Annotated in this window: 23 protein-coding genes; 22 read left to right on the top strand and 1 reads right to left on the bottom strand. The window is 58.6% G+C overall.

The features are described 5' to 3' along the window. Window positions 1-48 precede the first annotated feature (48 nt). From secD to CKW16_RS25175, 3 genes are all read left to right on the top strand, one after another. The gene (gene secD / locus CKW16_RS25165) at window positions 49-1,917 is read left to right on the top strand and encodes a protein translocase subunit SecD (RefSeq protein ID WP_095131556.1); all 1,869 of its coding nucleotides are present in this window, start codon (window positions 49-51) and stop codon (window positions 1,915-1,917) included. A gap of 9 nt (window positions 1,918-1,926) precedes the next feature. Then, window positions 1,927-2,841 carry a protein translocase subunit SecF gene (secF, locus tag CKW16_RS25170; protein ID WP_095131558.1) on the top strand — a complete coding sequence of 305 codons (915 nt, stop codon included), beginning with the start codon at window positions 1,927-1,929 and terminating at the stop codon, window positions 2,839-2,841. A 120-nt stretch (window positions 2,842-2,961) separates the two neighbouring features. Beyond that, a complete protein-coding gene (locus CKW16_RS25175) occupies window positions 2,962-3,513 on the top strand; it encodes a glycine zipper 2TM domain-containing protein (protein ID WP_095131560.1) in 552 nt (183 codons plus the stop codon). Between the two features lie 235 nt (window positions 3,514-3,748). Here CKW16_RS25175 and suhB read toward each other — a convergent pair whose 3' ends face one another. Further along, entirely contained in the window at window positions 3,749-4,564 is an 816-nt protein-coding gene (gene suhB, locus CKW16_RS25180; protein ID WP_033061458.1) for an inositol-phosphate phosphatase, read from the bottom strand. Window positions 4,565-4,709: 145 nt separating this feature from the next. Here suhB and trmJ point away from each other — a divergent pair, with 145 nt between their 5' ends. The 19 genes from trmJ to der all read left to right on the top strand — a co-directional run bounded on the left by trmJ (window position 4,710) and on the right by der (window position 21,469). After that, entirely contained in the window at window positions 4,710-5,480 is a 771-nt protein-coding gene (trmJ, locus tag CKW16_RS25185) for a tRNA (cytosine(32)/uridine(32)-2'-O)-methyltransferase TrmJ (protein ID WP_046046028.1), read from the top strand. Window positions 5,481-5,482: 2 nt separating this feature from the next. Beyond that, a complete protein-coding gene (gene cysE, locus CKW16_RS25190) occupies window positions 5,483-6,259 on the top strand; it encodes a serine O-acetyltransferase (RefSeq protein WP_095131562.1) in 777 nt (258 codons plus the stop codon). A gap of 264 nt (window positions 6,260-6,523) precedes the next feature. Continuing rightward, window positions 6,524-7,015 carry a Fe-S cluster assembly transcriptional regulator IscR gene (gene iscR / locus CKW16_RS25195; RefSeq protein ID WP_007903581.1) on the top strand — a complete coding sequence of 164 codons (492 nt, stop codon included), beginning with the start codon at window positions 6,524-6,526 and terminating at the stop codon, window positions 7,013-7,015. A gap of 50 nt (window positions 7,016-7,065) precedes the next feature. Continuing rightward, window positions 7,066-8,280 carry an IscS subfamily cysteine desulfurase gene (locus CKW16_RS25200; RefSeq protein WP_046046030.1) on the top strand — a complete coding sequence of 405 codons (1,215 nt, stop codon included), beginning with the start codon at window positions 7,066-7,068 and terminating at the stop codon, window positions 8,278-8,280. 84 nt (window positions 8,281-8,364) lie between these two features. Next, the gene (gene iscU / locus CKW16_RS25205; protein WP_003443374.1) at window positions 8,365-8,751 is read left to right on the top strand and encodes a Fe-S cluster assembly scaffold IscU; all 387 of its coding nucleotides are present in this window, start codon (window positions 8,365-8,367) and stop codon (window positions 8,749-8,751) included. A 34-nt stretch (window positions 8,752-8,785) separates the two neighbouring features. Beyond that, window positions 8,786-9,109 (top strand): iron-sulfur cluster assembly protein IscA, encoded by a 324-nt coding sequence (gene iscA, locus CKW16_RS25210; protein ID WP_007903589.1) that lies wholly within the window; start codon window positions 8,786-8,788, stop codon window positions 9,107-9,109. A gap of 8 nt (window positions 9,110-9,117) precedes the next feature. Next, window positions 9,118-9,639, top strand: coding sequence for a co-chaperone HscB (hscB, locus tag CKW16_RS25215; protein WP_008070981.1), 522 nt, complete (start codon window positions 9,118-9,120; stop codon window positions 9,637-9,639). Window positions 9,640-9,690: 51 nt separating this feature from the next. Continuing rightward, window positions 9,691-11,553, top strand: coding sequence for a Fe-S protein assembly chaperone HscA (gene hscA / locus CKW16_RS25220; RefSeq protein WP_095131564.1), 1,863 nt, complete (start codon window positions 9,691-9,693; stop codon window positions 11,551-11,553). A 2-nt stretch (window positions 11,554-11,555) separates the two neighbouring features. Next, on the top strand, window positions 11,556-11,897 hold the full coding sequence (gene fdx, locus CKW16_RS25225; protein ID WP_046046032.1) for an ISC system 2Fe-2S type ferredoxin: 342 nt from the start codon (window positions 11,556-11,558) through the stop codon (window positions 11,895-11,897). Window positions 11,898-11,911: 14 nt separating this feature from the next. Beyond that, window positions 11,912-12,112: a Fe-S cluster assembly protein IscX gene (gene iscX / locus CKW16_RS25230; protein ID WP_008147746.1), complete on the top strand. Its 201-nt coding sequence runs from the start codon at window positions 11,912-11,914 to the stop codon at window positions 12,110-12,112. A 92-nt stretch (window positions 12,113-12,204) separates the two neighbouring features. Then, a complete protein-coding gene (ndk, locus tag CKW16_RS25235) occupies window positions 12,205-12,630 on the top strand; it encodes a nucleoside-diphosphate kinase (RefSeq protein WP_007916882.1) in 426 nt (141 codons plus the stop codon). A 28-nt stretch (window positions 12,631-12,658) separates the two neighbouring features. Then, window positions 12,659-13,807 carry a 23S rRNA (adenine(2503)-C(2))-methyltransferase RlmN gene (rlmN, locus tag CKW16_RS25240; RefSeq protein WP_033061468.1) on the top strand — a complete coding sequence of 383 codons (1,149 nt, stop codon included), beginning with the start codon at window positions 12,659-12,661 and terminating at the stop codon, window positions 13,805-13,807. Between the two features lie 12 nt (window positions 13,808-13,819). Then, the gene (gene pilW, locus CKW16_RS25245) at window positions 13,820-14,578 is read left to right on the top strand and encodes a type IV pilus biogenesis/stability protein PilW (protein WP_095131566.1); all 759 of its coding nucleotides are present in this window, start codon (window positions 13,820-13,822) and stop codon (window positions 14,576-14,578) included. Continuing rightward, window positions 14,578-15,606, top strand: coding sequence for a RodZ family helix-turn-helix domain-containing protein (locus tag CKW16_RS25250; RefSeq protein WP_095131568.1), 1,029 nt, complete (start codon window positions 14,578-14,580; stop codon window positions 15,604-15,606). The genes pilW and CKW16_RS25250 overlap by 1 nt, the downstream gene beginning before the upstream one ends. A 3-nt stretch (window positions 15,607-15,609) precedes the next feature. Then, a complete protein-coding gene (gene ispG, locus CKW16_RS25255; protein WP_046046035.1) occupies window positions 15,610-16,719 on the top strand; it encodes a flavodoxin-dependent (E)-4-hydroxy-3-methylbut-2-enyl-diphosphate synthase in 1,110 nt (369 codons plus the stop codon). A gap of 24 nt (window positions 16,720-16,743) precedes the next feature. Continuing rightward, window positions 16,744-18,033 (top strand): histidine--tRNA ligase, encoded by a 1,290-nt coding sequence (hisS, locus tag CKW16_RS25260; RefSeq protein ID WP_095131570.1) that lies wholly within the window; start codon window positions 16,744-16,746, stop codon window positions 18,031-18,033. 40 nt (window positions 18,034-18,073) lie between these two features. Beyond that, window positions 18,074-18,715, top strand: a complete 642-nt coding sequence (locus tag CKW16_RS25265; RefSeq protein WP_095131572.1) for a tetratricopeptide repeat protein — start codon at window positions 18,074-18,076, stop codon at window positions 18,713-18,715. Then, window positions 18,708-19,859 carry an outer membrane protein assembly factor BamB gene (gene bamB, locus CKW16_RS25270; protein ID WP_095131574.1) on the top strand — a complete coding sequence of 384 codons (1,152 nt, stop codon included), beginning with the start codon at window positions 18,708-18,710 and terminating at the stop codon, window positions 19,857-19,859. The genes CKW16_RS25265 and bamB overlap by 8 nt, the downstream gene beginning before the upstream one ends. Before the next feature lie 140 nt (window positions 19,860-19,999). Continuing rightward, window positions 20,000-21,469 (top strand): ribosome biogenesis GTPase Der, encoded by a 1,470-nt coding sequence (gene der / locus CKW16_RS25275; RefSeq protein WP_008147761.1) that lies wholly within the window; start codon window positions 20,000-20,002, stop codon window positions 21,467-21,469. The last annotated feature ends 110 nt before the right edge of the window (window positions 21,470-21,579 follow it).

The raw sequence follows: 21,579 nt of genomic DNA on the forward strand, positions 1-21,579 counted from the left end.
CAATCGACGGGGCGCGCAAGGCGCCCCGCGTCATAAGCGGGCGGCGTGATGCTGAACAAATACCCTCTGTGGAAATACATTCTGATCCTGGCGGTGCTAGCGGTCGGTCTGATTTATTCCGCTCCCAATCTATATCCTGATGACCCGGCCATTCAGGTCAGCGGTGCAAGCACTTCGCTGCAGGTCACTCAGGCTGATCTGGACCGTGTGGGCGCAGCGCTCAAGGAATCCGGGATCAACGTCAAGGCTGCCACCCTGGCAGCAAACGGCAAGGGCGGTTTGATTCGTCTGACCAAGGCTGAAGATCAGCTACCTGCCAAAGACGTCGTGCGCAAGGCATTGGGTGATGACTACGTCGTTGCACTGAACCTGGCACAAACCACCCCGCAATGGCTGCGCAGCCTGGCCGCGCACCCGATGAAGCTGGGTCTGGACTTGTCCGGTGGTGTGCACTTCCTGCTCGAAGTGGACATGGACAAAGCGCTCGATGCGCGCCTGAAAGTCTACGAAGGCGACGTCAAGAGCCTGTTGCGTAAAGAGAAACTGCGCTATCGCAGCCTGCCGCAACTCAACGGTGCCATTCAGCTGGGTTTCACTGATGAAGCAGCCCGCGAACAAGCCCGTACGCTGATCCGCAAGAGCTTCAACGATTTCGACATTGTTCCGGCCGACCTCAATGGCCAACCGGTACTGCGTCTGGCGATGACCCCGGCCAAGCTGGCGGAAATCCGCGAATACTCCATCAAGCAGAACTTGACCACGGTACGTAACCGCGTCAACGAGCTGGGTGTTGCTGAACCGATCGTTCAGCGTCAGGGCGCCAACCGCATCGTGGTTGAGCTGCCGGGCGTGCAGGACACTGCCGAAGCCAAGCGTATCCTCGGCAAGACGGCCAACCTTGAATTCCGTCTGGCTGCTGAGCCAGGCGCTTCGAAAGCCACTTCCGAAACCTTCGAGTTCCGTGAAGGCAATCGTCCTCCGGCACAGATTGAGCGTGGCTTGATCATCACTGGCGACCAGGTGACTGACGCCAAGGCTGGCTTCGGCGAGCAAGGCACGCCAGAAGTGAACATCCGTCTGGATGGTCACGGTGGCGAGCTGATGAGTCGTGCGACTCGCAGCAACGTCGGTCGCAGCATGGCAGTGATCTTTATCGAGCAACGTCCGGTTACCACTTACGTCAAGCAAGTGGTCAATGGCGTTGAGAAAGACGTGCCGGTCCAGACGTTCAAGGAAGAGAAGAAGATCATCAGCCTCGCGACCATTCAGTCGCCGCTGGGTGCTCAGTTCCGCATTACAGGCCTGAACGGTCAGGGCGAGTCGTCCGAACTGGCTCTGCTGCTGCGTGCCGGTGGTCTGGCTGCACCGATGTACTTCGCTGAAGAACGTACCATTGGTCCAAGCCTGGGTGCCGACAACATCATCAAAGGTGTCGATGCATCGCTGTGGGGCATGCTGTTTGTCTCGCTGTTTATCATCGCCATCTACCGCTTCTTCGGCATCATCGCCACCGTCGCTCTGGCGGTGAACATGGTGCTGCTGCTGGCTCTGATGTCGCTGCTGGGTGCAACGCTGACCCTGCCGGGTATCGCCGGTATCGTGTTGACCATGGGTATGGCTGTCGACGCCAACGTTCTGATCTTCTCGCGGATACGTGAAGAGATCGCGGCGGGCATGAGTGTACAGCGGGCAATCAACGAAGGCTTCGGCCGGGCATTCACCGCGATTCTCGACGCCAACCTGACAACCTTGTTGGTCGGCGGGATTCTCTTTGCGATGGGCACCGGCCCTGTCAAAGGTTTCGCAGTGACCATGTCCCTCGGGATCTTTACCTCGATGTTCACGGCCATCATGGTGACCCGCGCGATGGTCAACCTGATCTTCGGCGGTCGTGACTTCAAGAAGTTGTGGATTTAAGGGGCTGCCATGTTACGTACAATCAACTTCATGGGCGTTCGCAACGTTGCGTTCGGCGTCACATTGTTCCTTACCGTGCTGGCTTTGTTCAGCGTCGCCACCAAGGGCATGAACTGGGGCCTGGACTTCACCGGCGGTACGCTCATCGAGCTGACCTACGAGCGTCCGGCCGATGTCACCAAGGTGCGTGAGCAGCTGGTTACATCGGGTTATCACGAGGCAATCGTGCAGAGCTTCGGTGCGACTACCGATTTGCTGGTGCGCATGCCGGGTGAAGACCCGCAGCTGGGTCATCAAGTGGCAGAAGCGCTGCTGAAAGTCGGCGGCGACAACCCGGCGACGGTCAAGCGCGTCGAGTTCGTCGGCCCGCAGGTGGGTGAAGAGCTGCGCGACCAGGGTGGCCTCGGCATGCTGATGGCGCTGGGTGGCATTCTGATCTACCTGGCTTTCCGCTTTCAGTGGAAGTTTGCGGTCGGTGCGATCGTTTCGCTGATCCACGACGTGATCGTGACCATCGGTATCCTGTCGTTCTTCCAGATCACCTTCGACCTGACGGTGCTGGCGGCGGTACTGGCGATTATTGGTTACTCGCTCAACGACACCATCGTGGTATTCGACCGGGTTCGTGAGAACTTCCGTGTGCTGCGCAAGGCATCCTTGATCGAGAACATCAACATCTCGACTACCCAGACCCTGCTGCGGACCATGGCAACGTCGATCTCCACGTTGCTGGCGATCGCGGCCCTGTTGTTCTTTGGTGGCGACAACCTGTTCGGCTTCTCCATCGCGCTGTTTATCGGTGTGTTGGCGGGTACGTACTCGTCGATCTACATCGCCAACGTCGTGCTGATCTGGCTGAACCTGAGCACTGAGGATCTGATTCCTACAGTGGCTACCGATAAGGAAGTCGACGACCGCCCATAACGGCTATCGTTTTCCAGCTGTCAGCCGAAAAGGCGCGAGTGTTGAACTCGCGCCTTTTTTTATGCTCCAAGGCTAGGAGAAGCGCGGGCATGTCCCGCATGTGATGGTCAGGAGGTTCATGTGAACAAGTCGATGCTGGTTGGTGCAGTATTGGGTGCTGTTGGTGTGACGGCCGGGGGTGCTGTTGCCACCTACAGCCTGGTCAAAAAAAGCGGCCCTGAGTATGCGCAAGTTCTGGCCGTTGAACCGGTCAAGACACAAATCAAGACGCCACGTGAAGTATGCAAGGATGTTGCAGTAACCCGGCAAGCGCCGGTGAAAGATCAACACCAGATCGCCGGTACCGTATTGGGTGCCGTGGCGGGTGGTTTGCTCGGTAATCAGGTCGGTGGCGGCACCGGCAAGAAGATTGCCACAGTAGCAGGTGCAGTTGGCGGTGGTTACGCGGGCAACAAGGTTCAGGAAGGCATGCAGGAGCGCGACACCTACACCACGACTCAGACGCGGTGTAACACCGTGAATGACATCAGTGACAAGGTCGTAGGTTACGACGTCCGTTATTCGCTGGACGGCAAGGAAGGCAAAGTGCGGATGGATCGCGACCCGGGCAACCAGATTCCGGTCGACAAGGAAGGCAAGCTGATCCTGGGGCAGAACGAAGAGAATCGCTAAATACTCAGGTTTGAGATTCAAAAAGAAGCATCCTTCGGGGTGCTTTTTTTGTGCCCGCGATTTGCGCTCATAGACTCCTGTAGGAGCAAGGCTTGCCCGCGATGCAGGCAGCGCGTTTTTTCAGCCAGGTTGCGGTGATGCAATCGCGAGCAAGCTTTGCTCCTACAGGGGGTAGGTTCCGGAATTGAGGGCATAAAAAAAGCACCCCGAAGGGTGCTTTTTTGTGGCTGCTCGCTTAGCGTTTCAGCGAGGCCGGCAGGTGCGGCTGGATGGCCGTCAGTACTGCTTTGAAGCATTTGGTGTTACCGGCAACGACGTGGCCTTTCTCAAGGAAGTCGTGACCGCCGGTGAAGTCGCTCACCAGGCCGCCTGCTTCCTGGATCAGCAGGGCGCCTGCAGCCATGTCCCACTCGGACAGGCCCGACTCCCAGAATGCGTCGAAACGACCGGCTGCTACGTAAGCCAGGTCCAGGCTCGCCGAGCCAGCGCGGCGGATGCCGGCAGTCTGGCCAACCAGGGCGCGGAACATGCCCAGGTAGTTGTCGAGGTTGTCCATTTGGTCATCGCGGAACGGGAAGCCGGTACCCAGCAGGGCGCCGTCCAGGCTGGTGCGGCCGCTGACGCGCAGACGACGACCGTTCAGTTGGGCGCCGCGACCACGGCTGGCGGTGAATTCTTCCTGGCGAACCGGGTCCAGAACAACAGCGTGTTCCAGGCGACCGCGGTATTTGCAGGCAATGCTGACGGCGAAGTGAGGAATGCCGCGCAGGAAGTTGGTGGTGCCGTCCAGTGGGTCGATGATCCACAGGTAGTCTTCGCCTTCGCCGCTACCCGGGTGCATACCGGTTTCTTCGCCGAGAATGCCGTGGGTAGGGTAGGCCTTGCGCAGCGCGTCGATGATTTTCTGTTCGGCGGCGCGATCCACCTCGGATACGTAATCCTTGGCGTCTTTTTCGTCGACCTTGATGGTATCCAGGCGCTCGATGGAGCGGAAGATCAATTCACTGGCGCTGCGGGCGGCGCGCAGCGCGATATTCAGCATGGGCTGCATGGATGTGTCACCTAAGGTTGTTAAAGAAAGCCGGGCATTCTATCAGAACTTTTCTACAGGTGAAGGTTGGTGTTCGCTTTCATAGCTTAACGGTAGGTTGAGCTGTAAGATTCTGCTCCCATTAAAGTGTTCGAGAGCGCCTCCCTTGCTGCAAAACATTCGTGTCGTCCTGGTCAATACCAGCCATCCCGGGAATATCGGCGGGGCTGCGCGTGCCATGAAGAACATGGGCCTGTCGCGGCTGGTGCTGGTCGAACCGCGGTTGTTCCCGCATCACGAAGCCGATGCTCGTGCTTCCGGTGCCGGTGACATCCTTGAAAACGCGCAAGTCGTCGCCACCTTGGAAGATGCCTTGGTTGGCTGCAATCTGGTGCTCGGTACCAGCGCCCGTGACCGTCGCATTCCCTGGCCGTTGCTCGATCCCCGCGAATGCGGTGTAAAAGTGGTCGAGGAAGCAACGCAGGGCGCTGAAATCGCCTTGGTCTTTGGTCGTGAAGATTCCGGCCTGACCAATGAAGAGCTGCAGCGATGTCATTATCACGTGCACATCCCATCAGACCCTGAGTTCAGCTCGCTGAACCTTGGGGCGGCGGTGCAGGTGTTGAGCTATGAAGTGCGTATGTCCTGGCTCGCGGCCCAAGGTCAGCCGAGCAAGGTCGAGAAGGATGAAGTGGCGTCCACCAAAAGTGGTGAGCTGGCGACCATGGATGAGCTGGAGCGATTCTATGAACACCTGGAGCAAACCCTGGTGGCCATTGAATTCCTCGATCCGGAAAAACCACGGCACTTGATGGCGCGCCTGCGCCGGTTGTACGGACGCAGCTCGGTCAGCCGGGCGGAAATGAATATATTGCGTGGCATCCTCACGGAAACCCAGAAAGCGGCCCGTGGTGAGCTTCTTAAGCGGAAGGATTAAAAATGTTCGAGCGTTTGCGTGAAGATATCCAGAGTGTTTTCCATCGTGATCCGGCAGCGCGCAACGCCTTTGAAGTTCTGACGTGCTACCCGGGCATGCACGCCATCTGGATCCACCGCTTGTCGTCGGCCCTGTGGGGCATGGGCTGGAAGTGGCTGGCGCGGCTGGTGTCGAACTTCGGTCGCTGGTTGACCGGGATCGAGATCCATCCGGGCGCCAAGGTCGGTCGTCGCTTCTTTATTGACCATGGCATGGGCATCGTCATCGGTGAAACCGCTGAGATCGGCAATGACGTCACCCTTTATCAGGGCGTGACCCTGGGTGGCACCAGCTGGAACAAGGGCAAGCGTCACCCGACGCTTGAAGATGGCGTGGTGGTCGGGGCGGGCGCCAAGGTGCTGGGTCCGTTTACCGTCGGCGCCGGAGCCAAGGTCGGTTCCAATGCCGTGGTCACCAAGGCGGTTCCGGCGGGTGCGACGGTGGTCGGCATTCCTGGTCGGATCATCGTCAAGCCCGATGAAGAGCAGGACGCCAAACGCAAGGCCATGGCCGAGAAAATCGGTTTTGACGCCTACGGTGTTGGCGAAGACATGCCGGACCCGGTGGCGCGGGCCATCAATCAGTTGCTCGATCATCTGCAGGCAGTTGATGGGCGTCTGGAGGGTATGTGCGGGGCGCTGAAGGATCTGGGCAGCAATTACTGTGCAAAAGATCTGCCTGAGCTGCGCGAAGAAGACTTCGCCTGTGTGAAGGACAAGGATCAGAGCCAGGCCAGTTAAACAGAGTCGCTCCCTTCGCGAGCAAGCCCGCTCCCACAAGGTCTTGGGTGATGCACAAATTGTGTGGACACCGAAAATCCCTGTGGGAGCGGGCTTGCTCGCGAAGAACGATAGCGCGGTACTACTGGCTGTATATGGCCAGCCTTTGCTATGATGCGGCCGCTCTTTCGCGGGTAATCCTGACTAAAGTACTAGGTCTTATAGTTGACTTAAATACTCGGGAATTGCATACTCGCCCCATTCCGAACTCCGTGGTAATTGTCCATGCGACTGACTACAAAAGGCCGATACGCCGTGACTGCCATGCTTGACCTGGCGTTGCACGCGCAGCACGGGCCGGTGTCCCTGGCCGATATCTCCGAGCGCCAAGGCATCTCCCTGTCCTACCTCGAACAGCTCTTCGCCAAATTGCGCCGCAGCAATCTGGTGTCCAGCGTCCGTGGTCCAGGCGGCGGCTATCAGCTGTCGCGCGACATGCAGGGTATCCAGGTCGCCCAGGTGATCGATGCGGTGAACGAATCGGTCGATGCCACCAAATGCCAGGGCCAAGGTGATTGCCATCAAGGCGACACCTGTCTGACCCACCACTTGTGGTGCGATCTGAGCCTGCAGATTCACGAGTTTCTCAGCGGTATCAGCTTGGCTGACCTTGTCACTCGCCGTGAGGTACAAGAAGTAGCCCAGCGTCAGGATCAGCGCCGTTGCAATAGCAAAGCGCCACGCCTGGACAAGATTGAAGCGTCCGCCGTCGAATGACAGCCAAAGAGCTAGCGGCACGCCAGCCAGCCTGATTTAGGAGATAGTCCATGAAATTGCCGATTTACCTTGATTACTCTGCGACCACCCCGGTTGATCCGCGTGTAGCGCAAAAGATGAGTGAGTGCCTGCTGGTTGACGGAAACTTCGGTAACCCGGCGTCCCGTTCCCACGTGTTCGGCTGGAAAGCTGAAGAGTCCGTCGAAAACGCTCGTCGTCAGGTCGCTGACCTGGTCAACGCCGACCCGCGTGAAATCGTCTGGACCTCCGGTGCCACCGAGTCCGACAACCTGGCAATCAAGGGTGCGGCGCATTTCTATGCCACCAAAGGCAAACACCTGATCACCACCAAGATTGAGCACAAGGCTGTCCTCGACACCATGCGCCAACTGGAGCGTGAAGGCTTCGAAGTCACCTACATCGAGCCTCGCACTGATGGTCTGGTCACTCCAGAGATGATCGAAGCTGCCCTGCGCGACGACACCATCCTGGTTTCGGTCATGCACGTGAACAACGAAATCGGCACCATCAACGACATCGAGGCCATCGGCGAACTGACCCGTTCCAAGGGCATCCTGTTCCACGTTGACGCTGCTCAGTCCACCGGCAAGGTCGATATCGACCTGTCGAAGCTGAAAGTCGACATGATGTCGTTCTCTGCACACAAAACCTACGGCCCTAAAGGCATCGGCGCACTGTACGTGAGCCGCAAGCCGCGTGTTCGCATCGAAGCGACCATGCACGGCGGCGGTCACGAACGTGGTATGCGTTCGGGCACCCTGGCGACCCACCAGATCGTCGGCATGGGCGAAGCCTTCCGCGTAGCCAAGGAAGACATGGTTGCCGAGAACATCCGCATCAAGGCCTTGAGCGACCGTTTCTTCAAGCAGGTCGAAGGCCTGGAAGAGCTGTACATCAACGGCAGCATGACCGCCCGCGTTCCACACAACCTGAACCTGAGCTTCAACTACGTTGAAGGCGAGTCGCTGATCATGGCGCTCAAGGATCTGGCGGTTTCGTCCGGTTCGGCCTGCACCTCGGCTTCCCTTGAGCCTTCGTACGTACTGCGCGCCCTGGGCCGCAACGACGAATTGGCACACAGCTCGATTCGCTTCACCTTCGGCCGTTTCACCACCGAAGAAGAAATCGACTACGCCGCGCAGAAAGTCTGCGAGGCCGTTACCAAGCTGCGCACTCTGTCGCCGCTGTGGGACATGTACAAAGACGGTGTCGACATTTCGAAAATCGAGTGGGCGGCACACTGATTTCAAGTCGCCGCAACCCGGCCCTGTAAAACGCAGGTTTTCAGGGCTTAAGAGCGACTCTCTGATGAGTGAGGATTAAGAATCATGGCTTACAGCGAAAAGGTCATCGACCACTACGAGAACCCGCGCAACGTCGGCAAGATGGACGCGGAAGACCCTGATGTCGGCACCGGCATGGTCGGCGCTCCGGCGTGCGGCGACGTGATGCGTCTGCAGATCAAGGTTAACGAGCAAGGCATCATCGAAGACGCCAAGTTCAAGACCTACGGTTGCGGTTCGGCTATCGCCTCCAGCTCCCTGGCGACCGAGTGGATGAAAGGCAAGACTCTGGATGAAGCAGAGACCATCAAAAACACTCAGCTGGCTGAAGAACTGGCTCTGCCGCCAGTAAAAATTCACTGCTCCGTACTTGCTGAAGACGCTATCAAAGCGGCCGTTCGCGACTACAAGCAGAAGAAAGGCTTGATCTGACTTTCAAGTTTTGGCGACGAGTAAGGAGTCACCGATGGCTATCAGCATGACAGAAGCGGCTGCTCAACACGTGCGACGCTCCCTCAACGGGCGCGGCAAAGGTGAAGGGATTCGTCTGGGTGTTCGCACCACAGGCTGTTCCGGCCTTGCCTACGTGCTGGAGTTTGTCGACGAGGTGGTTGCAGAGGATCAGGTGTTCGAAAGTCACGGTGAGAAAGTGATCATCGACCCGAAAAGCCTGGCCTACCTGGACGGCACCGAACTCGATTTCGTCAAGGAAGGGTTGAACGAAGGCTTCAAGTTCAACAACCCCAACGTGCGCGGTGAATGTGGCTGCGGCGAAAGCTTCAACATCTGAGGCTGCGCGTGGGTACTCCTTGTCATTTCGCTTTATTTGAGCTGAAACCGAGCTTCCGTCTGGATCTCGATCAGTTGGCCACGCGCTATCGTGAGTTGGCGCGCGGTGTTCATCCGGACCGCTTTGCAGACGCTTCCGAGCGCGAGCAGCGGCTGGCGCTAGAGCAATCCGCGAGCCTCAACGAGGCCTACCAGACGCTCAAAAGTCCCCCAAAGCGCGCGCGTTACTTGCTCGCCATGGGCGGTCGCGAGCTGCCGCTGGAGGTCACGGTGCATGATCCGGAGTTTCTTCTGCAGCAGATGGAGCTGCGTGAAGAACTCGAAGACCTGCAAGACAGCGCCGATCTGGCGGGTGTTGCAGTGTTCAAGCGTCGCCTGAAGACTGCGCAGGATGAACTGAACGAAAGCTTCGCAGCCTGTTGGGATGATGCAGCGCAACGTGAACAGGCCGAACGCCTGATGCGGCGCATGCAGTTCCTCGACAAGCTCACCTACGAAGTGCGCCAGTTAGAAGAGCGCCTCGACGATTAACCCAGTGCCGCTCCGGTCGCACGCCTGATATACAGATAAGTCCTGATAACGATGGCCCTACTGCAGATCGCCGAACCCGGCCAAAGTCCTCAACCGCACCAGCGTCGTCTGGCTGTGGGGATCGACTTGGGCACTACCAATTCGCTGGTCGCTGCGTTGCGCAGTGGTCTTTCCGAACCTCTGGCTGACGCTGACGGGCAGGTCATCCTGCCGTCTGCCGTGCGCTACCACGCCGATCGTGTCGAGGTCGGCGAGTCCGCCAAACTGGCCGCCGCTACCGATCCTTTGAACACTGTGCTGTCGGTCAAGCGCTTGATGGGTCGTGGTTTGTCCGACGTCAAGCAATTGGGCGACCAACTGCCGTACCGCTTTGTCGGCGGCGAGTCGCACATGCCGTTCATCGACACGATTCAGGGTCCGAAAAGCCCGGTCGAAGTCTCCGCCGATATCCTGAAAGTGCTGCGTCAGCGCGCCGAAGCGACGTTGGGTGGCGAACTGGTAGGTGCGGTGATCACCGTTCCGGCCTATTTCGACGATGCTCAGCGTCAAGCCACCAAGGATGCGGCCAAGCTGGCCGGCCTGAACGTGCTGCGTCTGCTCAATGAGCCGACCGCCGCCGCTGTGGCTTACGGTCTGGATCAGCAGGCTGAAGGCCTGGTCGCTATTTATGACCTGGGTGGCGGCACCTTTGATATTTCGATTCTGCGCCTGACTGGCGGTGTGTTTGAAGTTTTGGCTACCGGCGGCGACAGCGCGCTGGGCGGCGATGACTTCGACCACGCAATCGCTGGCTGGATCATCGAGAGCGCCGGTCTGTCCGCCGACCTCGATCCGGGTGCGCAACGCCATCTGCTGCAAACCGCTTGTGCGGCCAAGGAAGCCCTGACCAATGCCTCGTCCGTTGAAGTCGCTTATGGCGACTGGAAAGCCGAGCTGACCCGTGAAGCCTTCAATGCGCTGATCGAGCCGATGGTTGCCCGCAGCTTGAAAGCCTGTCGCCGCGCGGTGCGTGATTCCGGCATCGAGCTGGAAGAAGTGCATGCCGTGGTCATGGTCGGCGGTTCGACCCGTGTGCCTCGCGTCCGCGAAGCCGTCGCTGAAGCCTTCGGCCGCGAGCCGCTGACCGAAATCGATCCGGATCAAGTGGTGGCCATTGGTGCTGCGATCCAGGCCGATACCCTGGCTGGCAACAAGCGTGATGGCGATGAATTGCTGTTGCTTGACGTGATTCCGTTGTCCCTGGGGCTGGAAACCATGGGCGGACTGATGGAGAAGGTGATTCCACGCAACACCACCATCCCTGTCGCCCGCGCTCAGGACTTCACGACTTATAAAGATGGCCAGTCGGCCATGGCGATCCACGTATTGCAGGGTGAGCGCGAGCTGATCAGCGACTGCCGTTCCCTGGCACGCTTCGAATTGCGCGGCATTCCGGCGATGGTGGCCGGTGCGGCGAAGATTCGCGTGACCTTCCAGGTCGATGCTGACGGTCTGCTCAGTGTTTCTGCCCGCGAGCTGGGCTCGGGCATTGAGGCCAGCATCCAGGTCAAGCCGTCCTACGGTCTGACGGATGGCGAAATTGCCAAGATGCTCAAGGACTCGTTCCAGCACGCCAACGACGACAAGGTCGCTCGGGTGTTGCGTGAGCAGCAGGTCGATGCCCAGCGCCTGATCGAAGCGGTGCAGGGCGCCCTCGATGTCGATGGCGAGCGCTTGCTCGACGCCGAAGAGCGCATGGTCATCGAATTGCAGATGCAGGAACTGACCGAACTGATGAAAGGTACTGATGGTTACGCCATCGAGCAGCAGACCAAACGTCTGTCGCAAGTGACCGACGCCTTTGCTGCCCGCCGCCTGGACTCGACGGTGAAAGCCGCGTTGGCGGGGCGCAACCTGAATGAGATTGAGGAATAACGATGCCGCAGGTCATTTTTCTGCCACACGAGAAGTTCTGCCCGGAAGGTATGGTTGTGGAGGCTGAGCCTGGCACATCCATTCTCGAGCTGGCCCACGAACACCATATCGAGATGGAAAGCGCCTGTGGCGGCGTCTGCGCCTGCACCACCTGCCATTGCATCATCCGCGAGGGTTTCGACTCGCTGGAAGAAGCGGATGAGCTGGAAGAAGACTTTCTTGATCGTGCCTGGGGTCTGGAGGCGCAATCGCGTCTAGGCTGTCAGGCGATCGTCGGAAATGAAGACCTGACTGTCGAAATTCCGAAATACTCGCTCAACCATGCGGCCGAAGCGGCGCACTGATTCAAGGAACTGAAATGAGTCTGAAATGGGTTGATGTGCTGGAAATCGCGATCCAACTGGCTGAATCCAAGCCGGATGTGGACCCGCGTTACGTGAACTTCGTCGATCTGCACAAATGGGTGCTGGCATTGCCGGAGTTCAGTGATGATCCGACCCGCGGTGGCGAGAAGGTGCTTGAAGCCATTCAGGCCGCCTGGATCGAAGAAGCAGACTGAGTCTGCGCCGTACGCAGTTAGGCAATACCAAAGAACCCGCGTATAATTCGCGGGTTTAATTTTTCGCAAATTACCGTTTCTGGAGTTACACCATGGCTGTTCAACGTACTTTCTCCATCATCAAGCCTGACGCTGTTGCAAAAAACGTTATCGGCGAGATCACCACTCGTTTCGAAAAAGCTGGCCTGCGCGTTGTAGCTTCGAAACTGAAGCAACTGTCCAAAGCTGAAGCTGAAGGCTTCTACGCTGAGCACAGCGCTCGTGGTTTCTTCGGCGACCTGGTTGCTTTCATGATCTCCGGTCCGGTTGTCGTTCAGGTTCTGGAAGGCGAAAACGCTATCGCTCTGAACCGTGAGCTGATGGGCGCTACCAACCCTAAAGAAGCTGCTGCCGGTACCATCCGCGCTGACTTCGCTGATTCCATCGACGCCAACGCTGTTCACGGTTCGGACTCCGAAGCCGCTGCTGCTCGCGAAATCTCGTACTTCTTCGCAGCTACTGAAGTAACCACTCGCTAAGCATTGGCTTAAGAGTGAAGGTGAATCCATGACTACATCGACTGTAAAAACCAACCTGCTGGGTCTGACTCAGCTGGAAATGGAAAAATTCTTCGACTCAATCGGGGAGAAGCGTTTCCGTGCCGGTCAGGTAATGAAATGGATTCACCACCTTGGCGTCGATGATTTCGACGCCATGACGAACGTCAGCAAGGCCTTGCGCGACAAGCTCAAGGTTATTGCCGAGGTTCGTGGTCCTGAAGTTGTCAGCGAGGACATCTCCACCGACGGCACCCGCAAGTGGGTGGTTCGTGTGGCGTCCGGCAGCTGCGTCGAGACCGTGTACATTCCCCAGGGCAAACGCGGCACTTTGTGCGTTTCGTCCCAGGCAGGCTGTGCCCTGGATTGCAGTTTCTGCTCCACCGGCAAGCAAGGATTCAACAGCAACCTCACTGCCGCCGAAGTCATCGGCCAGGTGTGGATTGCCAATAAATCGTTCGGCAGCATCCCGGCGACCGCCGACCGTGCCATCACCAACGTGGTGATGATGGGCATGGGTGAGCCGCTGCTGAACTTCGACAACGTCGTGGCCGCCATGCATCTGATGATGGATGACCTGGGCTACGGGATCTCCAAGCGCCGCGTCACCCTGTCTACATCGGGTGTGGTGCCGATGATCGATGAGCTCTCCAAGCACATCGACGTCTCCCTGGCGTTGTCCCTGCACGCACCGAACGACGCATTGCGTAACCAATTGGTGCCGATCAACAAGAAGTATCCGCTTAAGATGCTGCTCGAGTCGTGCCAGCGCTACATGTCGTCCTTGGGCGAGAAGCGTGTGCTGACCATTGAGTACACGTTGCTCAAGGACATCAACGACAAGGTCGAACACGCGGTCGAAATGATCGAGTTGCTCAAGAACATCCCGTGCAAGATCAACCTGATTCCGTTCAACCCGTTCCCGCATTCCGGTTACGAGCGCCCGAGCAACAACGCGATTCGTCGTTTCCAGGATCAGCTTCACCATGCCGGCTTCAATGTCACCGTACGCACCACCCGCGGTGAAGACATCGACGCCGCGTGTGGCCAATTGGTAGGACAGGTGCTGGATCGCACCCGTCGCAGCGAGCGTTATATCGCCGTGCGTGAGTTAAGCGCCGAAAACGATATCGCACAGAACGCTGCGAACAATAATTAAGAGAGGATCTCTATGTCCCTGCGCTTAGCGCTGCTTTTGCTGTTGGCCAGCCTGTGTGCTGGCTGTGTCCTGTCGGGCGATTTCAACCCGATGAAGACCAGCAAGGGCCGCGATGAAGCGCGCGTTGCCTATGTGCAGCTGGGCTTGGGGTACTTGCAGCAGGGCATGACCGAACGGGCGAAAGTACCGTTGAAGAAAGCGCTGGATCTGGATGACTCGGATCCGGATGCCAACGCTGCGCTGGGTCTGGTATTCCAGGCCGAGATGGAGCCGGAGCTGGCGGATCAGCATTTTCGCAAGGCGCTGTCTTCCCGCCCCAACGATGCGCGAATCCTGAACAACTACGGCAGTTTTCTTTTCGAAGAGAAACGCTACAAAGAGGCGTACGAGCGCTTTGAACAGGCCGCCGCCGATACCTTGTATCCTGAGCGTTCGCGAGTGTTCGAGAACCTTGGAATGACCGCTTCGAAGCTGGGGCAGCGCGATCTGGCGCAGCAGCAGCTGGAAAAATCCCTGCGTTTGAATCGCCAACAGCCACGAGCATTGCTGGAAATGGCTGAGTTGTCCTTCGAAGACAGGCATTATGTGCCCGCGCGTGACTATTACGATCGTTTTAGCCAGCTCACCGAGCAAAATGCACGTAGTCTATTGCTCGGCGTTCGGCTGGCAAAAGTGTTTGATGATCGCGACAAGGCCGCCAGTTTTGGCCTGCAACTAAAACGACTCTATCCCGGTACGCCGGAATATCAGCAATACCTGTCGGAGCAATGATGAAAGCGGCGCATCCCGAAGTTGTAGCAGCGAATCGCGTTAATCCCGGTGAGACTTTGCGCCAGGCTCGCGAAAGCAATGGCTGGTCGCTGGCCGAAGTGGCCCTCAAGCTCAACCTCACCGTCAATTCCCTGAGCAATCTGGAAGCCGGCGCTTTCGACAAGCTGCCTGGGCATACCTTTGCTCGCGGTTATATTCGCGCCTACGCGAAATTGCTCGGCATGGATCAAACCGTACTGGTCCAACAGTTCGACCAATCCACCGGCACCGACTCCCAGGGCAGCAACGTTCATAGCCTGGGACGTATCGAAGAGCCGGTTCGGGTTTCCCACACCATTTTGCGAATTGTCAGCCTGCTATTGCTGATCGCTGTGATTGGTGGTGGTTTTGTCTGGTGGCAGGATCAAACCTCATTGCGCACCAAAGACCTGACTAGCCTGAGCCCGGAACACGTTGAAGTCGAAGGCGCTGACGGCACCACCCAGATCCATCCGCTGGACGAGCCGGAAGACCAGGCCGTCGCGGAAGGTCAGGTTGAAGGCACAACCGCTCTTGCGTTGCCGCAATCCGAGACTTCGAGTGAAGCACCGGCCGAAGCTGAAGCGACTGCGCCTGCTGCACCGGTTGCACCAGCGCCAACGCCAGCGGCACCCGCGCATAGCGCTGCGCCAGTTGTCGCTACTCCGGTAGCGCCAGCCCCGACTGCCCCTGTCGTATCAGCCCTGCCTGCATCCGCTTCGGTTACTCCGACCATTCCCGCTCCAGCAGCGGCTGCTCCGGTTGCCGGCCAAGGCCAGGTTCAACTGCAATTCACTGCCGATTGCTGGACGCAAGTGACCGATGGCACCGGCAAGGTGCTTTTGAGTGGTCTAAAGCGTAAAGGCGAAAACGTTTCCGTGAGCGGCAAGCCACCGTTTTCCGTGCGTCTGGGCTTCGCCCGTGGCGCGCAGGTCAGCTATAACGGGCAGGTGGTTGATGTCGCTCCGTTCACCAGTGGCGAGACTGCTCGCCTGAAGTTGGGTCAATAAGTCATGCACGGCGAATCTCCAATCAAACGTCGCGAATCCCGCAAGATCTGGGTCGGTAACGTGCCTGTTGGCGGCGATGCGCCTATCGCTGTGCAGAGCATGACCAACAGCGACACCAATGACGTCGCTGCCACCGTGGCCCAGATCAATCGTCTGGAAGCGGCTGGCGTCGATATCGTGCGAATTTCCGTTCCCGATATGGATGCCGCTGAAGCCTTCGGCAAGATCAAGAAGCTGGTCAAAGTACCTTTGGTTGCCGACATTCACTTCGACTACAAGATCGCTCTGCGCGTAGCCGAACTGGGCGTTGACTGCCTGCGCATCAATCCGGGCAACATCGGTCGTGAAGACCGCGTGCGTGCGGTAGTCGATGCCGCCCGTGATCGCGGGATTCCGATCCGTATCGGCGTGAACGCCGGTTCCCTGGAAAAAGACCTGCAAAAGAAATACGGCGAGCCGACTCCGGCTGCGCTGGTTGAATCTGCCTTGCGTCACGTCGAGCACCTTGAACGCCTGAATTTCCAGGACTTCAAGGTCAGTGTGAAAGCTTCTGACGTGTTCATGGCCGTCGCCGCTTACCGCTTGCTGGCCAAGGAAATCGTTCAGCCGCTGCACTTGGGCATCACCGAAGCCGGTGGTTTGCGTTCAGGCACGGTGAAATCCGCCGTGGGCCTCGGTATGCTGCTCGCCGAAGGGATTGGCGATACTATTCGCATCTCGTTGGCGGCCGACCCGGTCGAGGAAGTGAAAGTCGGCTACGACATTCTCAAATCCCTGCACCTGCGTTCCCGTGGCATCAACTTCATCGCCTGCCCGAGCTGCTCGCGGCAGAACTTCGATGTGGTCAAAACCATGAACGAGCTGGAAGGGCGCCTCGAAGACCTGCTGGTGCCGCTGGATGTCGCGGTCATCGGTTGCGTGGTCAACGGGCCGGGCGAAGCCAAGGAAGCCCATATCGGCTTGACCGGCGGCACGCCAAACCTGATTTACATCGACGGCAAGCCGTCGCAGAAACTGACGAATGACAATCTGGTGGATGAGCTTGAACGCTTGATCCGCCAGAAAGCGGCCGAAAAGGTCGCAGCTGACGCAGCAGTCATTGCGCGCGGCTAAGTCGAACGAATTTAAGGATTTATAGTGAGCAAGTCTCTGCAAGCCATACGTGGCATGAACGACATCCTGCCCGAGCAGACTCCCCTGTGGCGTCATTTCGAAGGCACCGTCTCGCGTTTGCTGGATAACTACGGTTACAAGCAGATCCGCATGCCGATCGTCGAGTTCACCGAGCTGTTCAAGCGCTCCATCGGTGAAGTGACCGACATCGTCGAAAAAGAGATGTACACCTTCGACGACCGCAACGGCGACTCCCTGACCCTGCGCCCTGAAGGCACGGCGGCCTGTGTGCGTGCGGTGCTTGAGCATGGCATCACCGGCGGTGGACAGGTGCAGAAACTCTGGTACATCGGCCCGATGTTCCGCCACGAACGTCCGCAGAAAGGCCGTTATCGCCAGTTCCACCAGATCGGTTGCGAAGTCTTCAACCTTGACGGTCCGGACATCGATGCCGAGCTGATCGTGCTGACCTGGCGCCTGTGGGGCGAGCTGGGCATCCGTGATGCAGTCAAGCTCGAGCTCAACAGCCTGGGTACCGCCGAGTCCCGCGGTCGTTATCGCGAAGCGCTGGTCGAGTTCCTTTCGGCCCGCCTGGACAAGCTGGACGAAGACAGCCAGCGCCGTCTGAAGACCAACCCTTTGCGGGTTCTGGATACCAAGAACGCAGACACTCAAGCCGTGCTGGTCGACGCGCCGAAAATGGCCGACTACCTCGACGAAGAATCCCGCGTGCACTTCGAGGGCCTCAAGGCTCGCCTGGACGCCGCCGGCATTCCTTATGTGATCAACCCGAAGCTGGTTCGCGGGCTGGATTACTACAGCAAGACCGTTTTCGAATGGGTCACCGACAAGCTGGGCGCCCAAGGCACCGTGTGTGCCGGTGGTCGTTACGACGGTCTGGTGGAGCAGATGGGCGGCAAGCCGACCCCGGGCGTTGGTTTCGCCATGGGCATCGAGCGCCTGGTGCTGCTGCTTGAAACCCTGGAGCAGATCCCGGAAGAGATTTCCCGTCAGGTCGACGTCTACCTCTGCGCCTTCGGTGAAGCCGCCGAGTTGGCCGGTCTGGCCCTGAGTGAACGTGTTCGTGATCAATTGCCCAACCTGCGCCTGCAAGTGAATGCCGGCGCCGGCAGCTTCAAAAGCCAGTTCAAGAAAGCCGACAAGAGCGGTGCGTTGTACGCGCTGATCCTCGGTGACGACGAAATGGCCCAGCAAGTGGTAGGTTTCAAACCCCTGCGTGGCCAGGGCGAACAACAAAGCATTGCCTGGGATGCGCTTGCTGCACACCTGGCCACCTGCGTCGTGCAGGGTTGAAGCTGTCAAACAGCCGATTTAGCGATTAAGGAGTATTGGGGTGTCGAGTACCGAAGACGAACAGCTGTCGGATTTGAAGGACTGGTGGACACGCAACGGCAAGCCCCTGGTCACTGGCGGCCTGTTGGCGCTGGTCATCGTGTTCGGCTGGCAGGCCTTTCAAAAGTATCAGAGCAATCAGTCGCAAGGCGCCTCGATGCTCTATCAGCAACTGCTGGAAACCACGCTGACGCCAGACGGCAAGCCTGATGCCGCCCGTGTTGCGGACCTGGCCGGCAAGCTCAACAGCGAGTTCGGCGGTAGCGCTTACGCGCAGTACGGCAGCCTGTTCGTGGCAAAAGTTGCGGTCGACAGCGGCAAGCTGGATGACGCAGCCAGCGAGCTGAAAGCCATTGTTGCCAAACCGGCCAACCCGGCGCTGGGCGAAATTGCTCGTCAGCGCCTGGCGCAGGTGCTGGCCGCGCAGAACAAGGCCGATGAAGCCCTGAAACTGCTCGAAGGCGATGCCGATAAAGCATTCCTGGCCACTCGCGAAGAACTCAAAGGCGACCTGCTGGTGCAGTTGGGTCGTACCGACGAAGCGAACACGGCGTATCAAAAAGCCAAGGCGGCACTGTCGGATGAAGCGGCAGTGGGTGGCCTACAAATCAAGCTGGACGATCTGGCCAAAGGGGATGCGTGACGTGATTCGTTGGAAACATGCAGCATTGCTGGCTCTGGCCATATTGGCCGCGGGTTGCAGCAGCAACAGCAAAAAAGAACTGCCACCGGCCGAGTTGACCGACTTCAAAGAAGAAGTGGTTCTGCAAAAGCAGTGGAGTCGTTCGATCGGTGACGGTCAGGGCGATTCGTACAACATGCTGGTTCCGGCGATCGATGGCGATACCATCTATGCCGCCGACGTCACCGGTGTGGTGATGGCGATGGATCGCAGCAATGGCGACGTCAAATGGAAGAAAGATCTTGAACTGCCTGTTTCCGGCGCCGTCGGTGTCAGTTACGGTCTGCTCCTGATCGGTACGATCAAGGGTGAAATCGTTGCCCTGGACGCCATCAACGGTGAAGAGAAATGGCGCGCTCGCGTGTCCAGTGAAGTCCTCGCACCGCCGGCCAACAACGGTGATGTCGTTGTAGTTCAGACTCAGGATGACCGTCTGATCGGTCTGGATGCCACTACCGGCAACCAGCGCTGGTTGTATGACAGCACTCCGGCGGTATTGACCCTGCGCGGCACCAGTGCGCCGATCGTCACCAACCGCCTCGCGGTGGCTGGCCTGTCGACCGGTAAAGTGGTCGCTCTCGATATTTCCAACGGCGTGCCGGTATGGGAACAACGTGTAGCAATTCCACAAGGTCGTTCGGAGCTGGAGCGCGTTGTCGATATCGACGGTGGCCTGCTGCTGTCCGGCGGTACGCTGTATGTCGCCAGCTATCAGGGTCGCGTTGCGGCACTGGATCTGGAAAGCGGTCGTCAGCTCTGGCAGCGTGATGCTTCCAGCTATGCCGGTGTCGCCCAGGGTTTTGGCAGCGTCTACGTGAGCCTGTCTTCGGGCACCGTTGAAGGCGTCGACGAACGTTCCACCACAGCCTTGTGGAGCAACGATTCGCTGGCCCGTCGTCAACTGTCGGCTCCAGAAGTGTTCTCCAGCTATGTTGCAGTCGGTGATATGGAAGGTTACCTGCATCTGCTGAGCCAGGTGGACGGTCGTTTCGTCGGCCGCGAGCGCATCGACAGCGACGGCCTGCGTGCCCGTCCGCTGGTGGTGGGTGACACGATTTATCTGTATGGCAACAGTGGCAAGCTGGAAGCCCTGACCATCAAGTAATGGTTTGACTATGCTTGGGGTTAACACCCCAGGCGGCCCCGCTATGCGGGGCTCGCAGCGCTTACAGGCGCTGCCCCGAGCACCAGCCGCTGCCTCGCAGCGGCTTTTGTATTTTCTGAAATAACGAAGTGGAGAGCCGCATGGTTCCCGTAATCGCCCTGGTGGGCCGACCGAACGTCGGCAAGTCCACCTTGTTCAACCGCCTGACCAGGACTCGCGACGCCATCGTCGGCGACTTGTCCGGTCTGACCCGTGATCGCCAATACGGTGAGGCCAAGTGGCAAGGGCGTTCCTACATTCTGGTCGACACCGGCGGTATCTCCGGTGACGAGCACGGTATGGACGAAAAAATGGCCGAGCAGTCGCTGCTGGCCATTGAAGAAGCGGATGTCGTTCTGTTCCTGGTAGATGCCAAGGCCGGCTTCACCGCCGCCGACCAGATGATCGCCGAGCATTTGCGCAAACGTAACAAGCGTTCTTACGTGGTTGCCAACAAGGTCGACAACATCGACCCTGAAATGGCCCGCGCTGAATTCGCCCCGTTGGGCATGGGCCACGCGATCCCGATCGCCGGTGCTCATGGTCGTGGCATCACCCAGATGCTGGAAATCGCCCTCAGCGACTTCCCGAAAGACGATGACGAGCTGGAAGAAGGCGAGGAAGAGATCGTTGCCGAAGGCGAGGAAGCCAAGCGCATTCCTGGCCCTAGCGAAAAAGACGGGATCAAGATCGCGATCATCGGCCGCCCGAACGTCGGCAAGTCGACCCTGGTCAACCGCATGCTCGGTGAAGACCGGGTAATCGTCTATGACGAGCCCGGCACCACCCGCGACAGTATCTACATCCCGTTCGAGCGTAACGACGAGAAGTACACGCTGATCGACACCGCCGGTGTGCGCAAGCGCGGCAAGATCCACGAAGAAGTTGAAAAATTCTCCGTGGTCAAAACCTTGCAGGCGATCAAAGACGCCAACGTGGTGATCTTTGTGATGGACGCCCGCGAAGGCGTGGTCGATCACGATCTCAACCTGCTGGGCTTCGCCATTGAGTCGGGTCGTGCGCTGGTGATCGCGATCAACAAGTGGGACGGCATGACGCCGAGCGAGCGCGACTTCGTCAAGGTCGAGCTGCAACGTCGACTGTTCTTCGTTGACTACGCCGACATTCACTTCATCTCGGCCCTGCACGGCACGGGCGTGGGCAACCTCTACGCCTCCGTACAGAACTCGTTCAAGTCTGCGGTCACCCGCTGGCCAACCAACCGCCTGACCACGATTCTGGAAGATGCGGTCGGTGAGCACGCGCCACCGATGGTCAACAACCGCCGGATCAAGCTGCGTTACGCCCACTTGGGTGGTGCGAACCCGCCGATCATCGTGATTCACGGTAACCAGATCGAGAAGGTGCCGAAGTCTTACGTTCGTTACCTGGAAAACACTTACCGTCGTGTCTTGAAGCTGGTCGGTACGCCGATCCGCATCGAGTTCAAGGGCGGCGAGAACCCGTACGAAGGCAACAAGACCTCGCTGACCGATCGCCAGGTCAACAAGAAGCGTCGCATGATGTCGCACCACAAAAAGGCCGACAAGAAGCGCCGCGACAAGCGCTGATTCAGGTTTTGTGATCGTTCCCACGCTCTGCGTGGGAATGCAGCCTCGGACGCTCTGCGTCCAAGTCGGTGAAGTAAAGAGGGCGCCAATGGCGCCCTTTTTCATGCCTG

This window comes from Pseudomonas sp. Irchel s3h14 (genome assembly GCF_900187425.1).
Lineage (GTDB): Bacteria > Pseudomonadota > Gammaproteobacteria > Pseudomonadales > Pseudomonadaceae > Aquipseudomonas.

Bases quoted from the DNA above. Each gene is read 5' to 3' on its own strand.
- secD (WP_095131556.1), top strand. From the start codon at position 49: ATGCTGAACAAATACCCTCTGTGGAAATACATTCTGATCCTGGCGGTG.
- secF (WP_095131558.1), top strand. From the start codon at position 1,927: ATGTTACGTACAATCAACTTCATGGGCGTTCGCAACGTTGCGTTCGGC.
- suhB (WP_033061458.1), bottom strand. From the start codon at position 4,564: ATGCAGCCCATGCTGAATATCGCGCTGCGCGCCGCCCGCAGCGCCAGT.
- cysE (WP_095131562.1), top strand. From the start codon at position 5,483: ATGTTCGAGCGTTTGCGTGAAGATATCCAGAGTGTTTTCCATCGTGAT.
- iscR (WP_007903581.1), top strand. From the start codon at position 6,524: ATGCGACTGACTACAAAAGGCCGATACGCCGTGACTGCCATGCTTGAC.
- CKW16_RS25200 (WP_046046030.1), top strand. From the start codon at position 7,066: ATGAAATTGCCGATTTACCTTGATTACTCTGCGACCACCCCGGTTGAT.
- iscU (WP_003443374.1), top strand. From the start codon at position 8,365: ATGGCTTACAGCGAAAAGGTCATCGACCACTACGAGAACCCGCGCAAC.
- iscA (WP_007903589.1), top strand. From the start codon at position 8,786: ATGGCTATCAGCATGACAGAAGCGGCTGCTCAACACGTGCGACGCTCC.
- hscA (WP_095131564.1), top strand. From the start codon at position 9,691: ATGGCCCTACTGCAGATCGCCGAACCCGGCCAAAGTCCTCAACCGCAC.
- fdx (WP_046046032.1), top strand. From the start codon at position 11,556: ATGCCGCAGGTCATTTTTCTGCCACACGAGAAGTTCTGCCCGGAAGGT.
- iscX (WP_008147746.1), top strand. From the start codon at position 11,912: ATGAGTCTGAAATGGGTTGATGTGCTGGAAATCGCGATCCAACTGGCT.
- ndk (WP_007916882.1), top strand. From the start codon at position 12,205: ATGGCTGTTCAACGTACTTTCTCCATCATCAAGCCTGACGCTGTTGCA.
- rlmN (WP_033061468.1), top strand. From the start codon at position 12,659: ATGACTACATCGACTGTAAAAACCAACCTGCTGGGTCTGACTCAGCTG.
- pilW (WP_095131566.1), top strand. From the start codon at position 13,820: ATGTCCCTGCGCTTAGCGCTGCTTTTGCTGTTGGCCAGCCTGTGTGCT.
- CKW16_RS25250 (WP_095131568.1), top strand. From the start codon at position 14,578: ATGAAAGCGGCGCATCCCGAAGTTGTAGCAGCGAATCGCGTTAATCCC.
- ispG (WP_046046035.1), top strand. From the start codon at position 15,610: ATGCACGGCGAATCTCCAATCAAACGTCGCGAATCCCGCAAGATCTGG.
- bamB (WP_095131574.1), top strand. From the start codon at position 18,708: ATGCGTGACGTGATTCGTTGGAAACATGCAGCATTGCTGGCTCTGGCC.
- der (WP_008147761.1), top strand. From the start codon at position 20,000: ATGGTTCCCGTAATCGCCCTGGTGGGCCGACCGAACGTCGGCAAGTCC.